Source organism: Acidobacteriota bacterium, from assembly GCA_033549365.1.
In the GTDB taxonomy this organism is placed as follows: domain Bacteria; phylum Acidobacteriota; class Aminicenantia; order Aminicenantales; family Saccharicenantaceae; genus JAWSUF01.
In genome coordinates this window covers 187,315-204,854 of record JAWSUF010000003.1, presented here as the reverse complement: position 1 = coordinate 204,854, position 17,540 = coordinate 187,315, and the positions used below count along the sequence as shown (strand labels likewise).

13 protein-coding genes and 1 tRNA gene are annotated in these 17,540 nt (G+C 61.3%); 5 read left to right on the top strand and 9 right to left on the bottom strand.

All coding sequences use genetic code 11. From position 1 onward, the window contains the following. Positions 1–87 precede the first annotated feature (87 nt). Positions 88–786 (top strand): aspartate/glutamate racemase family protein, encoded by a 699-nt coding sequence (locus SCM96_06205; protein MDW7760212.1) that lies wholly within the window; start codon positions 88–90, stop codon positions 784–786. A 43-nt stretch (positions 787–829) separates the two neighbouring features. Here SCM96_06205 and SCM96_06200 read toward each other — a convergent pair whose 3' ends face one another. The 3 genes from SCM96_06200 to SCM96_06190 are packed head-to-tail and all read right to left on the bottom strand — an operon-like array spanning position 830 to position 3,804. Next, a complete protein-coding gene (locus tag SCM96_06200; protein MDW7760211.1) occupies positions 830–1,573 on the bottom strand; it encodes a heparan-alpha-glucosaminide N-acetyltransferase in 744 nt (247 codons plus the stop codon). After that, entirely contained in the window at positions 1,570–2,700 is a 1,131-nt protein-coding gene (locus SCM96_06195; protein ID MDW7760210.1) for an AIR synthase-related protein, read from the bottom strand. The genes SCM96_06200 and SCM96_06195 overlap by 4 nt, the downstream gene beginning before the upstream one ends. Positions 2,701–2,709: 9 nt before the next feature. Continuing rightward, complete coding sequence (locus SCM96_06190; protein MDW7760209.1) at positions 2,710–3,804, bottom strand: AIR synthase-related protein; 1,095 nt, start codon at positions 3,802–3,804, stop codon at positions 2,710–2,712. A gap of 159 nt (positions 3,805–3,963) precedes the next feature. Between SCM96_06190 and SCM96_06185 the strand changes: the two genes are divergently transcribed. Beyond that, on the top strand, positions 3,964–7,107 hold the full coding sequence (locus SCM96_06185; GenBank protein ID MDW7760208.1) for a glycosyl hydrolase: 3,144 nt from the start codon (positions 3,964–3,966) through the stop codon (positions 7,105–7,107). Positions 7,108–7,163: 56 nt separating this feature from the next. After that, positions 7,164–8,876, top strand: coding sequence for a calcineurin-like phosphoesterase family protein (locus SCM96_06180; GenBank protein MDW7760207.1), 1,713 nt, complete (start codon positions 7,164–7,166; stop codon positions 8,874–8,876). Between the two features lie 6 nt (positions 8,877–8,882). Here SCM96_06180 and SCM96_06175 read toward each other — a convergent pair whose 3' ends face one another. Both SCM96_06175 and SCM96_06170 read right to left on the bottom strand, forming a co-directional pair. Continuing rightward, positions 8,883–9,359: a Mut7-C RNAse domain-containing protein gene (locus SCM96_06175; protein ID MDW7760206.1), complete on the bottom strand. Its 477-nt coding sequence runs from the start codon at positions 9,357–9,359 to the stop codon at positions 8,883–8,885. A 15-nt stretch (positions 9,360–9,374) separates the two neighbouring features. Further along, a tRNA-Ala gene (locus SCM96_06170) sits at positions 9,375–9,450 on the bottom strand. 354 nt (positions 9,451–9,804) lie between these two features. Here SCM96_06170 and SCM96_06165 point away from each other — a divergent pair. Next, positions 9,805–11,400: an AbgT family transporter gene (locus tag SCM96_06165; protein ID MDW7760205.1), complete on the top strand. Its 1,596-nt coding sequence runs from the start codon at positions 9,805–9,807 to the stop codon at positions 11,398–11,400. A 131-nt stretch (positions 11,401–11,531) separates the two neighbouring features. Continuing rightward, entirely contained in the window at positions 11,532–13,661 is a 2,130-nt protein-coding gene (locus tag SCM96_06160) for a response regulator (protein ID MDW7760204.1), read from the top strand. Between the two features lie 17 nt (positions 13,662–13,678). On the opposite strand, the gene menC is transcribed toward SCM96_06160, so the two are convergent. From menC to SCM96_06140, 4 genes are read right to left on the bottom strand one after another with little or no spacing between them, the layout of a single operon-like run. Continuing rightward, complete coding sequence (gene menC / locus SCM96_06155) at positions 13,679–14,788, bottom strand: o-succinylbenzoate synthase (GenBank protein ID MDW7760203.1); 1,110 nt, start codon at positions 14,786–14,788, stop codon at positions 13,679–13,681. Positions 14,789–14,806: 18 nt separating this feature from the next. Then, complete coding sequence (locus SCM96_06150; protein MDW7760202.1) at positions 14,807–15,652, bottom strand: GNAT family N-acetyltransferase; 846 nt, start codon at positions 15,650–15,652, stop codon at positions 14,807–14,809. Then, entirely contained in the window at positions 15,627–16,742 is a 1,116-nt protein-coding gene (locus SCM96_06145; protein ID MDW7760201.1) for a glycosyltransferase, read from the bottom strand. The genes SCM96_06150 and SCM96_06145 overlap by 26 nt, the downstream gene beginning before the upstream one ends. Then, positions 16,723–17,496 (bottom strand): glycosyltransferase family 2 protein, encoded by a 774-nt coding sequence (locus SCM96_06140; protein MDW7760200.1) that lies wholly within the window; start codon positions 17,494–17,496, stop codon positions 16,723–16,725. The genes SCM96_06145 and SCM96_06140 overlap by 20 nt, the downstream gene beginning before the upstream one ends. Positions 17,497–17,540 lie beyond the last annotated feature (44 nt).

Genomic DNA, 17,540 nt, shown 5'->3' with positions numbered 1-17,540 from the left:
TTTTCTGTCATCTATGAAGTTTCCCGGACCTGCACCAAGGACCTCCGTTTCACCGGACGGAGGCCGGAAACGAAAAGGAGAACCGACATGAAAACCATCGGGCTTCTGGGTGGGATGACCTGCGAGTCGTCCCTTGTCTACTACAAGTTGATCAACGACATGACCCGGGAGGCGCTCGGCGGCAGCCATTCGGCGAAAAGCGTCATGGTCTCCGTCGACTTCGGCGAAGTCGAACCTTACATGGAACGAGGGGAATGGGACCGGGTGCTGGAACACATGATCGAGGCCTCCCGGGCCGTCGAGCACGGCGGTGCCGATTTTCTGGTGCTCTGCACCAACACCATGCACAAGTTCGCCGAAGAGATCGGCAGGGAGATCGCCATCCCGATCCTGCACATCGTGGATGCCGCGGCCGGCGAGATCAGGAAACGCGGCCTTCACACCGTCGGCCTTCTGGGAACGCGCTTCACCATGGAAGAGGATTTCTACAGCGGCCGTCTACGGGACAAACACGGTCTGGCCACGGTGATCCCGGACAAGGACGGCCGGGATCTGGTCCACAAGGTCATCATGGACGAGCTGTCGCGGGGAATCATCAATCCGAATTCCCGCGAGGGCTACCAGCAGGTTATCGGCGAACTGGAGAAAAAGAGAGCCCAGGGCGTTATCCTGGGATGCACCGAAATCCCGCTCCTGGTCTCAGAGGAACCGGGCGGCATCCCCCTCTTCGACACCACGACCCTCCACGCCCGCGCGGCGGTGAACTTGGCTTTGGGAATCGGCTGACAAAGGCTCGGCGCCTGGCGCGCCCGGGAGAATGCCGCCCATTTCATCCCCTCATGAGACCCAGGACGTAAAGGACGCCCAGGATCACCGGCTGGTGGACGATGTAGATGATCAGGGAATGCCGTCCGGCGGCGTTGAGAAACGTCTGAGGCAGGCGCCAAGGCAGGAGGCTGCGCCGGGAGGCATAGACCGATTTTCCCAAAGCGGCGCCGATCAGAAAAACCCCGAACCACGGGATCAGCGGAAAATAGTCGAAGGACTGAAACCACGGGCTGTGGATTCCCAACGGAAGCAGCCAATCGAAGCGGACGGCCACCCCTTTTTTCAGCACGGGAAGCGCCGCACCGAGGCCGAGAACGGCCGCGCCTCCGATTGCGCAGGCCATGGCTTTGACCTTTTCAAACGCCGCACCATAGATCAGCATCGAAACCGCCAGCAAATGAAGGATGCCGAACCAGACCGCCGATTGGGAATCAAAGACAAAGGTCGCCGCGGTGATGACGAGGGCCACGGCCAGAAGCCTCAGCCCCCGCCGCACATTGCTGCGCGTCAGCGTGCCGCTGATTCCCGAAAGAAGAATAAAGAGACCGGCGAAGAATCTCTGGGCGACGGTCCAGGCCGACGTGGAAAGATCGGTCGTGAATCCGAGAAATCTCTCGACTCCGGCATACGCGCCGAGATCGTAAAGAAGGTGATAGCCGACAACCAGGAGGATGGACAGGCCGCGCAGAAAATCGATCTCCCAGATGCGCTGGGCCACCGGCGGTTTGTTCACGATCCGGGTCACTCGATGGCCGCCAGGGTCAGGCCTTCCAGTTCGAAAATCACCCGGCGCGGGCCGTCCTCGATGCCGCCGAGGTCAAGAAGATCATAGCCGGCCTTTCGGCCCGCATCCAGCGCTCGTCCGGCCTCCGCTTCGGGAACGAAAACATAGAATCCGATCCCCCAGTTGAAGGTCGTCAGGCAATCCTCCAGCCCGACGCCGATCCCGCGCATGAATTCGAAAAGCGGCGGGATATCCTCCACCCATCGCTCCACGCGATACGTGAACGGATTCTTGGCGTAGGCGATCTTGGAAATCCCGCCGCCCGTGCCGTTGAGCAGGCCGTGAATCCCGATGCCGCTTTCCTGGAGAGCCTCGACGAGCGCGACATACGACCGCGTCGGAATGAGAGCCTCCTCACCCAGGGTCCGGCCGTTTGGCAGGACATGGAGGAAAGCCTCCTTGAGTTCCAGCGCCCGCTTGATGACCAGGGACACCCCGTTGGCATGAAGCCCCGAGGACGGCGCGCCGAGGATCCGGTCCCCGGCTGCGAGCTTATCGCCCGTCACCATTCTGTCCAGGGGAGCGATGATTCCGGTCACGCAACCGGAAAGAGAGGGCGCGCTCCGGACGGGCGGCTCGGCTTTGATCAGATACCGCAGAGCCGGAGATTCTCCGGCCGGAAGGGCCATGCCGCACATCTCGCAGGCCTTGAAGAAGCTCTCCGCCAGATCGCGACTGCGCTTTTCGTCGTTGAACCAATCGCTGTCGCCCGCCGCCACCTCGTCCGTAAAGATCACCGGAAGAGCCCCCTGGCAGATGACGTCATTGGCCGCCATCAGGGCCGTATCGATTCCGATGCCTTCGTAATAAGTTCGCCCGGTTCCGGCATGCTGATACATCCACTCCGCGATCCAGTTTTTGTTTCCCAGGCCTTCCTGAGTCATGCACCAGGAATGGGCTTCGCCGCCGCGATACCGATAGACGACGCCGTGGGCGCCCAGACTGTCCGCCTCAATAAAAACCCCGCGCCGGTTCGGAAAGGCCAGCGTCCTTCTCCCGATATCCACCATGGCCATCTTGAACGGCTCGATCTTTGTGTAATCCACGCCGGCCCGGGCGTATTCGGATCCCGCTTGTTTTTTCGACACGGGCGTTTCCTATTCCAGTGCCTTCATCTGGGCCGGCGTCGGGCGGTTGGGGATGACGGCCACGGTTTTGCCCTTGTATTCGAAGACCTCCTTGTCGTCGGTGTTGATCTCGCCGATGACCTCAGCCTTGACGCCCTTGGCCCGGATCGTTTTCAGAACGAGGGCCGCATCTTTCCTGTTGACTTGGACGGCCATCCGCGCCTGGGATTCACAGATCAGGATCTCCTCGGGCATCAGGTTCTTTTCCCGGAGGGGAACCTTGGCCAGGTCGACATGCGCGCCGAAACCGCCGTAACGGGCCGACTCGCAGACGGCGGCGCCGACCCCGGCCGCTCCCAGGTCGGAGCAGGCCTTGATCTTTCCGGTTTTGAAAGCGGCCAGGGAGGCCTCCATCACTTTCCGTTCGTCTTTGAAAAGCGCCAAGGCCGGTTTCATTTCCTTGACCAGTCCGGCCCGGTACAGGGTGTCGTTCCCGTCGCTTCCCGTCCGGCCGAAAAGAATGATCTGATCTCCGGCCGACTTGGCCGGTTTGGTCAGCGGTTTGGGCGCGGCCAGTTTGCCGATCACGGACACGACGCAGGCCGGGACGATATCGGAGAACGAGGTCGAGAATCCGCCGCCCACGATAAAGACGTCCATGGCCCTGCACATGTCCTTAAGCCCTTTGAACATCAGGTTGACCCTCTCCCCGCTGGTCATTTCGACGCATTGTCCGCAGCGGCATTTGCCGTCGAACCCGCAGGGCCCGACCAGGACCTTTTCGTCGAGCGGCTTGGTGCCGATGAAGTTCATCAGGAAGAGCGGACGGGCGCCCATGGCCACGACATCGCGCATGGCCCCGCCGGCGCCCGTCGCGGCGGCGTCGTAAGGCCGGGGCACACAGGGGGAGCAATGGCTCTCCATTTTGCCCACATAGGTTCCCTCTGTGCGGGGGAATTTGAATGCGGCGGCGTCGTCGCCCGGACCGACAATCAGGGCCTTGGGAAAGAGCTTCCCGACCTTTTTGTTCAGGGCGTCGATCGCCTTGAAGTCGACGGCCTTGTCGATGTTGTGATGCAGATGCACGAACAGCGCGTGCATCAGCGCTTTTTCGATTCTGTTCATTCTCCGCCCTCCTCGATGAAGTTCTCGTTTCCCCGCCGATGGGATGCGATAAAAATAACCCATCCCGGCCCGCGGCGCAAGCGGCGGAAGTGTTTGACCCGGGTGTTGTCCCGTGATATTTTTAATTTTTACATTGTCCGACTTGACGGAGGCCCAATCATGAAACACCCCGAAACCCCTTCCCGAAAATTCGCGCTGGCAGCCATCGCGGCGCTGATTGCGGCGCTCTTCGCCGCTCCTCTTGAAGCCCAGAGACCCGTCACCTACGACGAATCCCTCTACCGCGGCGGGCTCGAATACCGCCTGGTCGGGCCTTTTCGGGGCGGACGGTCGGCGGCCGTCGCGGGCGTGCCCGGACAACCGATGGTCTTTTATTTCGGCGCAACCGGAGGCGGCGTCTGGAAGACGACCGACGCCGGTCAAACCTGGTTGAACGTCTCGGACGGTTTCTTCGGCGGTTCGATCGGCGCCGTGGCCGTCAGCGAGTGGGACCCGAATGTGATCTATGCCGGAGGCGGCGAAAAGACCGTCCGCGGCAACGTCTCGTCCGGGTTCGGGATGTTCAAATCGGTCGACGCCGGAAAGACCTGGACCGCCATCGGCCTTGCCGACTCCCGCCACATCTCCCGCATCCGGATCCATCCGAAAAATCCCGACCTCGTGTATGCGGCCGTCATGGGCGACCTCTATCGTCCCGGCGAAACGAGGGGCGTCTACCGGACGACGGACGGCGGAAAAACATGGAAGCGGATTCTTTTCGCCAACGATGCGGCCGGCGCCGTCGATCTCATTTTCGACCCGACCAATCCCCGCATTCTCTACGCATCGACCTGGCGGGTCCGGCGCACCCCTTACAGCCTCGAAAGCGGCGGCGATGGATCGGCGCTCTGGAAATCGACGGACGGAGGCGAGACCTGGCAGGAACTCTCCAAAAAGCCCGGTTTTCCCAAGGGGACTCTCGGCATCATCGGCGTGGCCGTCTCGCCCGTCCTCCCGGAGCGGGTCTGGGCCATCGTCGAGGCGGCTGACGGCGGTGTCTTCCGGTCGGAGGACGGCGGCGCCACATGGCGGAAACTGAGCGAGGACCGCAACCTCCGCCAGAGAGCCTGGTATTACACGCGCATCTATGCCGACACCCAAAGCGCGGATACGGTTTATGTCCTGAATGTCTCTTTCTGGCGCTCCCGGGACGGCGGACGGACCTATGAGAGCATCCGCACCCCTCATGGAGACCACCACGACCTCTGGATCGCACCTGAGAACCCCCAACGGATGGTCATCGCCGACGACGGTGGGGCTCAGGTCTCCTTCGATGCGGGGGCCAACTGGACGACCTATCACAACCAGCCGACCGCTCAATTCTATCGGGTGACGACGGATGCCCATTTCCCCTACAGGATCTATGGCGCCCAGCAGGACAACACCACCGTGCGGATCCTCCATCGATCGAGCGGTTTCGGCATCGGGGAGAACGATTGGGAGGTGACGGCCGGCGGCGAGAGCGGCTGGCTGGCTCCCGACCCCCGGGATCCCGAGATCGTCTACGGCGGATCCTACGGCGGTCTTCTGGAACGCCGCGATCATCGCACCGGACGGTCGCGCATGATCAACGTCTGGCCGGACAATCCCATGGGTCACGGGGCGGCCGACCTGAAATACCGCTTCCAGTGGAATTTTCCCATTCTGTTCTCGCGCCACGATCCCGGGATTCTCTACACCGCCGGAAACGTGCTGTTTAAAACGACGGACGAGGGTCATTTCTGGCAGGCGATCAGCGGCGACCTGACCCGGGATGATCGCTCGCGCATGGGCCCTTCGGGCGGCCCCATCACCAAGGACAACACCAGCGTCGAATACTACGGCACGATCTTCGCGCTGGCGGAAAGCGCCCTCGAACCCGGCGTCATCTGGACGGGTTCGGATGACGGCCTGATCCATATCACCCGGGACGGCGGCGCCGCCTGGACGAACGTCACACCGGCCGCCGGCCTTCTTCCGGAATGGGCTCAGATCAACAGCATCGAAGCCGACCCGTTTGAAGCCGGAGGCCTCTACATCGCGGCCACACGCTACAAGTCCGGCGATTTCCGGCCCTATCTGCTGCGGACGAAAGACTACGGCCGGACCTGGACGCGCATCGACCGCGGCATCGCCGCCGAACATTTCACCCGAGTCGTTCGCGCCGACCCCAGGCGGAAGGGCCTGCTCTACGCCGGGACTGAAGCGGGGATCTATATTTCGTTCGACGACGGGCTGTCCTGGACATCCTTCCAACTCAACCTTCCCGTCGTTCCCATTACCGACATCGTCGTCCGGGACAGCGACTTGATCGTCGCGACGCAGGGCCGTTCGTTCTGGATGATCGACGACCTCACGCCTCTTCATGCCCTGAGCGATGAGGTTGCGACAAGTTCGGTTCGGCTCTTTACGCCGCGTCCGGCCTACCGGATTCCCGGATTCGGCGGCCCGGCCACGCCGACGACCGGAGCCAACGCCCCGGCGGGCGTCGTCATCCGTTACTTTCTCAAGGATGATCCGGGACCGGACGCGGAGGTCCGCCTGGCCGTCCTCGAATCCGACGGGACCGTGATCCGTGAATTCTCCAACCGGGCCTCGGGACGCGGGGAGAGAATCGAGCCCCGCAAGGGCATGAATCGCTTCGTCTGGAACATGCGCTATCCCGATGCCGAGGGCTTTCCGGGTCTTATCATGTGGGCGGCCGGGCTGTCCGGTCCGCAGGCGGCGCCCGGAACCTATCAGGTCCGCTTGACGGCCGGCGAAAAAACCCTGACCGCTCCGTTTGAAATTCTCATGGACCCGCGCGCTTCGGCCTCGCCGGAGGACCTCCAAGCCCAATTCGAATTTCTGATCGGCGTCCGGGACAAGGTCACGGAAACCCACCGCGCCGTGCGCGCGATCCGCGAAATTCGGAGCCGGATTCAGGATGTTCTCGGCCGGATCGGCGATCGGAAGGACACGGAGGATCTTGTCCGGCTGGGCCGGGAAATCGATTCGCGCCTCACGGCCGTTGAAAACGAGCTCTATCAAACGAAAAACCAGAGCCCCCAGGACCCGCTCAACTACCCGATCAAGCTCAACAACCGCCTGGCCGCACTTTCGGGCGTCGTCGCCCGGGGGGACTATCCGCCGACCGAACAGGCCCGGGCCGTCAGGGCGGAACTCACGGCTCTCATCGATACGGAACTGGCCCGGCTCAATCAGATTTTTCAGGAGGACCTGGCCGCCTTTAACCGCCTGGCCCGCGAAAAAGACATTCCGGCCGTCGCCGTTCCGAAGCGTTAGACGGCGGGATGCCGAATCAGGACAGGAGCGATGGAGTCTGCCGCAAGGAGATCGGAATGACGAGACGCAAAGAGCACAACCCCGCCCATGAAAAACCGAAAGCTCTCAGCCGAGGTGCGGCCGGCGCCTGGAGACGTGCGGCCTACGCAATCGGGTTCATCCTCCTCTGCGTCTGGAGTCTCGGATCCGCTGCCGCAACGGAACTTCCGACGGCCCGGGGCATGGTGTTCGAGGACTTGAACGGAAACGGCCGCCTCGACCCCGGGGAGCCGGGTATTGCGGACGTCCTCGTTTCGAACGGCGAAGACGTCGTCAAAACGGACAAAGAGGGGCGCTATTCCCTTCCCGTCGACGACGATACGATCGTTTTCGTCATTCAGCCTTCAGGATGGCAAGTTCCGGCCAACCCCTCCAACCTCCCCCAACACTATGTCATTCATAAACCGGCCGGCTCACCTCCTTTAAAATACGCCGGCGTTCCGCCGACCGGACCGCTCCCCGAGGCGATCGACTTTCCGCTGCACCGCTGCGGCGGATCGGACGGGTTTTCCATCCTTGTCTTCGGAGACACCCAGTCGCGCAACCTCAGGGAACTCGATTACCTGGCCCGGGACATCGTCCGGGAACAGGCCGGCTGCCGGGATGCGGCTTTCGGCCTGACGCTCGGCGACATCACGTTCGACGATCTCGACCTCTTCGAGCCGACCGCCCGACTCCTCTCCCTTATCGGCATTCCCTGGCACAATGTCATCGGCAACCACGACATGAACGTGGACGCGGCCGATGACGCGTTTGCCGACGAAACCTTTCAGCGCGTATTCGGTCCTTCCACCTATGCGTTCTCCCGGGGACGGGTCCATTTTCTCGTCTTGAACAACATCATCCTGCATCCGGCCGCAGGGGAAGAACCCGCCCGCTACTCGGCGGGATTGAGACCGCGTCAGAAATCCTTCATCCGGAACTTTCTGTCCCATGTGCCGGCTGAAGACCTCGTCGTCCTGGCCATGCACATCAACTTCCGGCCGGACGGCGAAGCCTATGAAACCGGCTTTCAAAAAGACCTCATGGAGCTTCTGGCCGGCCACCCCCTCTCCCTGTCGCTATCCGCCCACAGCCACATGCAGCAACACCTGTTCTTCGGACCCGGCACTCCGGGATGGATCCACGATCGCCCGCATCATCACTTCAATGCAGGGACAACCTGCGGAAGCTGGTGGAGCGGCCTTCAGGGCGAGACGGGCATTCCCCACGCCATGATGTGGGACGGGACACCGAACGGCTATCTTCGGATCCATTTCGACGGACCGGATTATCGGATCGACTTCAAGGCTGCGGGACGCAGCCCCGAAGATCAGATGAACATCCACTCTCCGGCGGAAATTTCTCGCGGTTCGGAAGAGCCGGCTGTGCTTTCCGTCAATTTCTTCAAAGGCTCCGAGCGCTGCACGGTCGAGTTCAGGAAAAAGGACGATCCGGAATGGCGGCGAATGGACAAGGTGGAGGCCCACGATCCCTATTACCTGGACCTCGTCACAAGGTGGGAGCGCCTGGACCTTATCGGCTTTGAAAAAACGTGGAGGGACCATCCGGAACTGCTCGAGATTGAGCCTCCCGGACGCAAGGTTCCGGGAGCGACCATATCGCGGCATCTCTGGCAGGCCGAAATCCCGGCCGATTGGCCGGCCGGCTACCATGCGGTCGAAGCCCGGGCGACAGACATGCACGGCCGGATCTATACGGACATTCACATCATCCGCATCGTCGATTAGACCGGGCTATTCCGGGTCGCAGGATTTATTGCGGCCGAGCAGGCGTTCGATACAGGTCTCCATGTCCTGATAATGGGACCCCTTCCAAAACACCCGGCCGCAGGACGGGCAGAGGGCGAACGATTCCGAATTCTCCAAGATAAAGGGCGGGACAAGATTTCGGGCGTCGGGCGGCGCCAGGGGTTTGACTTCGCCGTTGCAGGAGATACAGCGCGAAAAGGGCCGCACATGATCCCGGAGATCAAGCTCGTCAAGGACTTGGGCGATTTGATCCTCCCAGCACTCGCTGTGAACAAGGAGGACGGCCGGTCCATCCTTTCTCCGGGGCATCCGGGTGTCGCGCGTCAAAACGATGCGGCCGTCTTTACGGGCCGCGGCCAGGATCTCGTCATCCGAAGCCCGGGGAAAAAAGAGAACATCGAAGCCGAGAAGGCGAAGCCCGCGGGCCAGCTTGCCCAGCATGCCATCGGCGATGAAGATCATGAGCGTGAGGAGAAATGGTGGACGGTAGGGGACTTGAACCCCCGACCTCAGCGTTGCGAACGCCGCGCTCTCCCAACTGAGCTAACCGCCCACATTTGTCCGTTGCGTTGTTGAATCTCCCATGTCCGGGGGAATCCGCCGCGCGCGAAAGGTCGCCGTCATCCGGCGGCCGGCGCAACACATCATAGGCGTTTCCATGAATTCTTGTCAATCCTTCATGGATCGCCGATTGATCAATATTTCAGGAAGAATTTATGGTATGATTCTTTTTCAATAATTCACGATACCGTTGTTGAGTGCCGGCGTCGCTTCAAAGACGCCCATCTGCCGACACCCGCGCTCTTGAGTCCCCGTTGTTCCCAAGGGTGTTTTTTGGCCCCGATGATCGCAGGAGATCGACAGGCGCGTGGCGGGGAGCACGGATTTCGGAAATGGAGGCCGAGAGATGGCGAAACGGAATCGGAACGCGGCGGAAGGCGGACAAACGACAGGAAAGCCCAAAGGCGGGGAAGCCCGCGCGGGCCGGCTTCTTCATCTGATCGAGCGTCTGGGCAACAAGCTCCCCCATCCGTTCTGGCTTTTCGTCTGGATCTCGCTTTTCATGCTGGCGGCCAGCGGGGCTGCCGCGGTGATCGGCCTCAAGGCCGTCAACCCGCAAACTCAGGAAACGGTTCACGCCGTCAACCTGCTTTCGGCCGACGGATTGCGGCTTTTCGTCGAACGCATGGTGACGAATTTTTCCGGGTTTGCGCCCGTCGGCCTGGTCCTGGTCATGCTCATGGGCGTTTCCATCGCGGAAAAGAGCGGGTTTCTCCCGGTTCTGATGCGCACCATCGCCTTCAGCGTGCCCCGCGGCATCGTGCTTCCCGTCATCTTCATCCTGGGCGCCTGCGGCAACATCGGATCCGACGCGGGCGTTGTCATCATTCCCCCCATCGCCGCCATCATTTTCCTTAAAATGGGGCTTCATCCCGTGGCCGGCCTGGTGGTCGGCTACGCGGGCGCCACGGCAGGCTTCACGGCCAACTTTTTCATCGCCGGCACCGACGTCCTTTTGGCCGGCATCAGCTCCGAGGTCGTGAGCCACATGCCGGGAGTTCGGGAAGTCAGCGCCACCGCCAACTGGTACTTCATGATCGTCTCCACCGTGGCTCTCGGCTTCGTCGGGGCCTTCATCGCCCGCCGCTTCACCATCCCCCGAATGGGAACTTACAGTCCGGGGGAGAACGGAGTCCCGGAGGGAGAAAATGGAGTCGCCTCCAGAACTCCCTTGACGCGGGGAGAGCGGCGCGGGCTGGTTCTGGCCCTGCTTTTCGGCCTTCTCTATGTCGGGTTGATCGTTCTTCTTTCGGCTCCCCAGGGGGCGCCGCTTCGGGATCCGGAGACCGGGGGCATCGTGCCCTCGCCGCTCCTTCGGGGTCTGGTCCCGATCCTTTTCTTCTTCTTCACCATCACCGGAACGGTCTACGGCAAAATCGCGGGAACCATAAAAAAATCCGCCGATGTGCTCGAATTCATGACTCAGGGCATGCGGGATCTGGCCGGCTACATCGTGCTCATGGTGGTCGTAGCCCAGTTCATCAACTTCTTCAATTGGAGTCGCCTGGACACGATTCTCGCCATCTCCGGAGCGGAGTTTCTGAAAACCACCGGTCTGACCGGTCCGCTGCTGTTCGTCCTCTTCGTCATCATGATCGCGGGCATCAATATTTTCATCGGCAGCGGTTCGGCGAAGTGGGCCATCTTTGCGCCCATTTTTATCCCCATGCTGGCGCAGCTCAACTACAGCCCCGCCTTTGTGCAGTTGATGTACCGCATCGGCGACTCGGTGACCAACGGCATCAGCCCCATGTATCCCTACTTTCCTCTGCTTCTGGGCTGGATCCACAAATACGACAAGCGCGCCGGGATCGGGACGGTGGTCACACTTCTTCTGCCCTACGCCATCGGGCTTCTGATTCTCTGGCTGGCGCTGATGTTCGTCTGGTATTTCACCGGGCTGCCGATCGGCGTTGGCGAGACCGTTTACATGTCCCGCTGAGGAGGCCGGAGAAATCCAGGCATCCGGCCCGCCGCCTTGACACCCCCGGAGAATCTGCACTATCCTTCAGGCAGGCCGAGACCGGATGACAAACAGATGTCGGCGTCCCTCGGAGGGACGGACATTTCATCATGAATTCGAGACTGCGCCGCCTGATCAAAGGATTTGCCGGCCTTCCCGGCAAGGCCCTCCGAAGTCTGTCCCGGATCATCCGCAAGCCGCCCGAAGAAACAGATGATGAACTCCGGCGGCGGTTCGAAGCGGCCGTCCGGCAGGCCGACGCCATGGCTTCGGAAGCTCACGCCGCCCATATGGCCAAAACGCGTTTTCTCTCGAACATGAGCCATGAAATCCGGACGCCGCTCAACGGCATCATGGGCATGACGGAGCTGCTGCTGAACGCCGATCTGTCCGATGAGCAGCGCCGTTTCGCCGAAACCCTCAAATCGAGCGCCGATACCCTGCTTCACGTCATCGAGGATATTCTGGATTTCTCCATGATCGAATCCGAGGATCTCGACCTGCAAAGCGTGGACTTCGCCCTGCAGATCACCCTGGAAGATCTCACGGAAGTCCTCGGACCGCGGGCCCAGGAAAAGAACGTCGAGTTCATCCTCCGGATCGATCCTCGCCTCCCCTCGCGGCTTCGGGGCGATCCGGCCCGGCTGCGCCAGGTGCTCCTCAACCTGGGCGAAAACGCCCTCAAATTTACGGACGAAGGGGAGATTGTGGTGTCCGCCGCGCTCGAATCTGAAACGGAAGACACAACACACATCCGTTTCGAAGTCCGTGACTCGGGAATCGGCATTCCCGCCGACAAAATGGACCGGTTGTTCGAGGCCTTCCACCAAGTTGACTCCTCAAGCACAAGGCGGTATGGGGGATCGGGCCTCGGCCTGGCCATCGCCCGGCGCCTCGTCGAATTGATGGGGGGAACGATCAGCGTTCGAAGTGCGGTCGGCTTGGGATCCGTTTTCGGATTCTCCGTCTCCTTCATAAAACAACCGGAACTCCCGGAGGAGGATGCCGCCGATCCGGATCTTCGCGGCGTTCGAATCCTGGCTGTCGACGACAATGCCACCAACCGCCTGGTCCTGGCCGAACAGATGTCTTCCTGGGGCGTCCGGCATACCGAGGCCGAAAGCGCCGTCCGGGCGCTCCAGATCCTGCGCCAAGCCCATGCGGCCGGCGATCCTTTTCGCATTGCGATCATCGACATGCACATGCCCCGGATCGACGGTGAAGCCCTCGGCCGGGCGATCAAGAACGACGCCCGGCTGAAAGACACGCTTCTCGTCATGATGACCTCCGTCGGTCGCCGGGGCGACGTTAAAAGACTGAGAGCCCTGGGCTTCGCCGCCTATTTGACGAAGCCCCTGAAACAGGCTCAGCTTCGGGACTGCCTGACGGCCGTTCTATCCGGAGCGCACCTCTCTCCGTCCGGAGAACCCTCCCTGATCACCCGATTTACGATCCGGGAGTCCCGCCGGAGGAAAGGGCGGATCCTTTTGGCCGAGGACAACGCCATCAACCGGGAAGTCGCCTTGAGAATCCTGGAAAAGATGGGCTATCGCGTCGATGCCGTGGCCGACGGGGAAGAAGCCGTCCGGGCTCTCGAACGCGTCTCCTACGACCTCGTTTTCATGGATGTGCAGATGCCCGTTATGGACGGATTCGAAGCCACGCACATCATCCGCTCCGGGCACACCAAGATCACCGATCCGGCCATCCCCATCATCGCCATGACGGCGCACGCCCTGCAGGGCGACCGCGAGTGCTGTCTCGCCGCGGGCATGGACGATTACCTGGCCAAACCGATCGCGCCTCAGGATCTCGAAACCGCCCTGGCAAAATGGCTGGATCGTTCAACAAGGAGAGCACCCCGGGAATCGTCGGCGCCCAAGTCTCCGCCGTCGCATCAAGCCGGCCCGGTGTTCGATAAGAAAGCCTTAATGGCCCGCCTCATGAACGATGAAGAGCTGGCCGCAAAAATCATACCCGGATTTATTGAGGATATGGTTGAACAGATGGATATCTTGAAAAATACCGTCGAGCGGGAAGACCCGGAGGGAATCGCCCTTCAGGCCCATAAAATCAAGGGGGCGACGGCCAATATGGGGGGCATGGCTGCAAGCGCCGCCGCGTTTCAACTGGAAAAGGCGGCCAAAGGAAAAAAAAGCGGGGATCTCTCCGAATGGGTGAGTCAGTTGGAATTCCAGATTCGCCAGTTGACCGCCCGCCTGCGCAAGGCATTCCCGTAAAATGTAAACAGGACCGATCAGGGATTGAAGGTTTCTCTCCTCAGAGCGGCTTTCCGGATCCGGGATTCGACCGGGTTGACCCCGATCCCGGGACCCTCGGGAACCCGGATGAGACCGGGGCCGCAGAGTTCGATGAACGGATCGATGATGTCCTCCTGATAGTAGCGGCGGCTTGCGCTCAGATCGTTGGGGAACTTGAAATTGGGAAGCGCCGCCAGGTGGAGGTTGTGGGCTCGCCCGATTCCCGACTCGAGCATTCCGCCGCACCAGACGGGAACGCCGGCCGCCAGGCAGTGATCATGGATTTTCCGGGCTTCGACAATGCCGCCGACGCGGCCGACCTTGATGTTGACGATGCGGCAGCCGCCCATCTCCAGGGCGGCCCGGGTCGTGTCCAGGGAGAGGATGCTTTCATCAAGGCAGAGCGGCGTCTCCATCTCCCGCTGGAGCTTGGCGTGATCCCAGAGATCGTAGGGAGGGAAGGGCTGTTCGATCATCATCATATGAAACGCGTCGAGTTCCCGGAGACGCGGAATGTCGGACACGGCGTAAGCGCCGTTGGCGTCGGCCTGAAGCATGAGATCGGGATAAGCCGATCTCAAAGCCTTGCAGGCCGCAACGTCCCAACCCGGCTTGATCTTGATCTTGACGCGACGGTAACCTTCGGCCAGGTAGGCGCCGACCCGGGCGACGAGGTCGGGCAGGGAATCCTCGATGCCGCAGCTCACCCCGGCTTCGACGGTTTCCCGGGAGGCGCCGTAAAGACGGGAAAGAGGCCGGCCGGCCTTTTTCGCCTTGAGATCCCACAGGGCCAGCTCCAGACCGGCCTTGGCCATGCGGTTGCCGCGGTAAACGCCCGCGGCGGCGGCGAAGTCCGCCGGATCCTCCAGTTTCTTTTCCAATAGAAGAGGAACGAGGAAATCTTTCAGGATATGCCAGGCCGTCTCGGTCGTTTCTCCGCTGTAAAGCGGCTGTTCCTCGGCCGTGCACTCTCCCCAGCCTGAAACCCCTTCAGAGAAGACGCGGGAGATGATGAAGGTCCTGTCATAAGCTCTCCCGAAACTCGTCTCGAAAAAATGGACATAGGGAAGCTTGAGAAGCTGCAACTCGACGCGTTCGATGGCCATATCGTCCTCCAAGAAAAATTAAAACTTGGGCGAGCGCCGCAGGACATAAAAGCAGCGATCCCCGAAATGAAATCCTCCGGTATAAAAACCTCGGGCGAAATAGCGGGTCATGACGCGGCGCAAGGCGCTCTGCCAGCGGGCGATCAGATCGGGCGGCGCTCCCGCCGCCCGGATGTCCCGCGGCACTTCGACAAGGATTGCGGGAGCGTCGATGTCCAAGCTCGGCCGGCGCGGCGCGAAAAGATCCGATCCCGCCTCAGGCTTCGCCTTTCGCTCGAGGGCTTTGGGGAACGGCAAGGGATCCGGCTCTCTCTTCGTCGCGCCCTTCCCGGCCAACGCTCGAACCCGCCGGCCCCGAATCCGCCATTCCACAAAGAGGCGGTCGGTCGGAATGCCGGGTCCTGGGCAGAGAGCCGGCGTCAGACCGTAAAAATTGTGGAGATAGGTCCGAGACCCGGCACCCAGAGTCTGCAGGTTGAGCCGGGCATTTCGCGTTTTCAAAGGATCGAAGGTCCAGGTGATGAGATCGAAACCGCGCCGGATCGCTTCTTCGCGCTGGGCCCATTTGAGACATTTCCCGAGACCGAATCCCTGGTGTTCGGGAAGGACGGCCAGAAGATGGGAATGCTGACAAACCGTTCCGTTGTGGATCCCCGGGAAGGAATAGACGAATCCCGCGAGATCCCGGCCCAGGAATACGCCGAGGATCATGGCGCCCAGATGCGACGACACGCAGAATTGGTGGACGGGCGTCAGGTCGATGTCCGCATGGCCCCAGACCGCTTTCTGAATGGGAAGGAGTTTATGAAAATCCTCGAAGGTTTCGAGGGGGCGGACTCTAATCCTTTTCCCGGGTCTCGGCAAGGCGGACTCCTTTCTGAGCGGCCAGGCGTTCATAAATCTCGATGATCTTCCGGGCCATGGACTCGGCCGAAAACTTCCGGTGAACCAGGTCGTATCCCGCCTGGGCCAGGCGGCCGGCCAGGGACCGGTCGAGATACAGCTTCAAAATCGCCTGGGCCAAGGTGTCCGGGTCGCGGGGAGGAACAAGCAGCCCCGTTTTCCGGTGGATGACGATCTCGGGAATCCCTCCCGCTTGAGTGGCGACAATGGGCAGGCGGCAGGCCATGGCATCCATGAGCGAAGTCCCCAGACCTTCCATGTGCGAGGAGAGAACAAACAGGTCGAGGGAAGCCAGAATCCGGGGGACATCCTCGCGGAACCCGAGGAAATAGACCATGTCCCCGACAGCGAGTTCCCGGGCCCGGCGATCGAGCTCCATTCTCAGGGATCCCTCCCCGACAACGATGATTTTGATATGCGGCGCACATTCCTTGAGAAAACCCGCCGCTTCGATGAGATAGCGGTGACCCTTGTGGTCCTCGAGCTGGGCGACGATTCCGGCCAAATAATCCTCGGCCGCGAATCCGAACTCCCGCCTCAGAAAATCCCGATCCTTGACATCCCGAAACGGCGTGAAGTCGATTCCCGAAGGGACAACCTCGATAAGAGAATCCGGAACGCCGCCTTCGAGGCACACGCGTTTCACTTCTTCGGAGATGGCGATCACGGCATCGATGTTCTTGATGTACTTGCGCCGCGATCTCAAAGGAAAATCCACCCTGCGCGACACCACCCGGAGAGGCACACCGGCCAGACGAGCGGACGCTTTGCCGACGGCCAGGCCGTGAGCGTCATGACAATGGGCCAGGACACAACCCTGCCTCTTCATGGCCCAGGCCAGGCGCAGGACGGCCGCAAGATCGAACTCGCTCCGCATCTTCACGGGGAGCACGGGAAGATCTTCGGCCTCCGCCTTGTCGTGAAGAGGAGAGCCGGGCTGAACGACCAGCCGGAAATCGAGGTTCCTCGCAGCCAGTTCCCGGGCCAGAAAAAGGACCTGCCGCTGTCCGCCCCGCCATTCCCGGCCGGCGTCAATATGGAAAAGGCTCAATGCGCTCTCCCTTTTTCCAGATCTCGCGCAGCTTGGCATAGCGGATGAAAACCGCATAGCCGTTGAGAACGGCGATGACGAAGCCGGGGAAACCGTCGAGAAATCCGAGTTTGAGAATGTAGGATTTCAAAAACCGGGCGGCCGGAAGAAAGACCAGGTGGCCGGAACGGCTTTTTTTCCGGGCGGCATAGAGCTTCTGGGCGCCGAGTTCGGAAAAGCGGTTGATGCGGGCGACATGGTCGTCGATGCCCCGGTAGGTGAAATGGTGGATGTCGCCTTTGAGTTTGCGGACTTCGCCCGAGACGACCAGGCTCTCATGGACGAAAGCACCGTCCCATCGGGCCTTGTCCATCCTGAAGAGGCGGATTTTGCGGTCCGGATACCAGCCCGAATGACGGATCCATTTCCCCAGATAATGGACGCGCCGAGGCATGGAGAATGCGCTGCAGGCCGGATCCACCGGCTTAAGGTCCAGAATTTCCCGGCGAAGCTCCGGAGACAACCTCTCGTCGGCGTCGAGGGAAAGGATCCAGGGATGAGAGGCCAGACCGTTGGCGTAGTTTTTCTGGTCGGCGTAGCCGGCCCAGGCGCGTTCGAAAACGCGGGAGGTGTAGTTCTTGGCCAGGCGGACCGTGCCGTCCTTGCTGCCGCTGTCGACGACGATGATTTCATCGGCGACATCGCGAAGACTTCTCAGGGCCGGTTCAAGACGTTTTTCCTCGTTCAGCGTGATGAGGACCGCCGAGATTTTCACGGCAAAATACTAACACATCGCCCCGGCGGCGTCCATATCGGCCC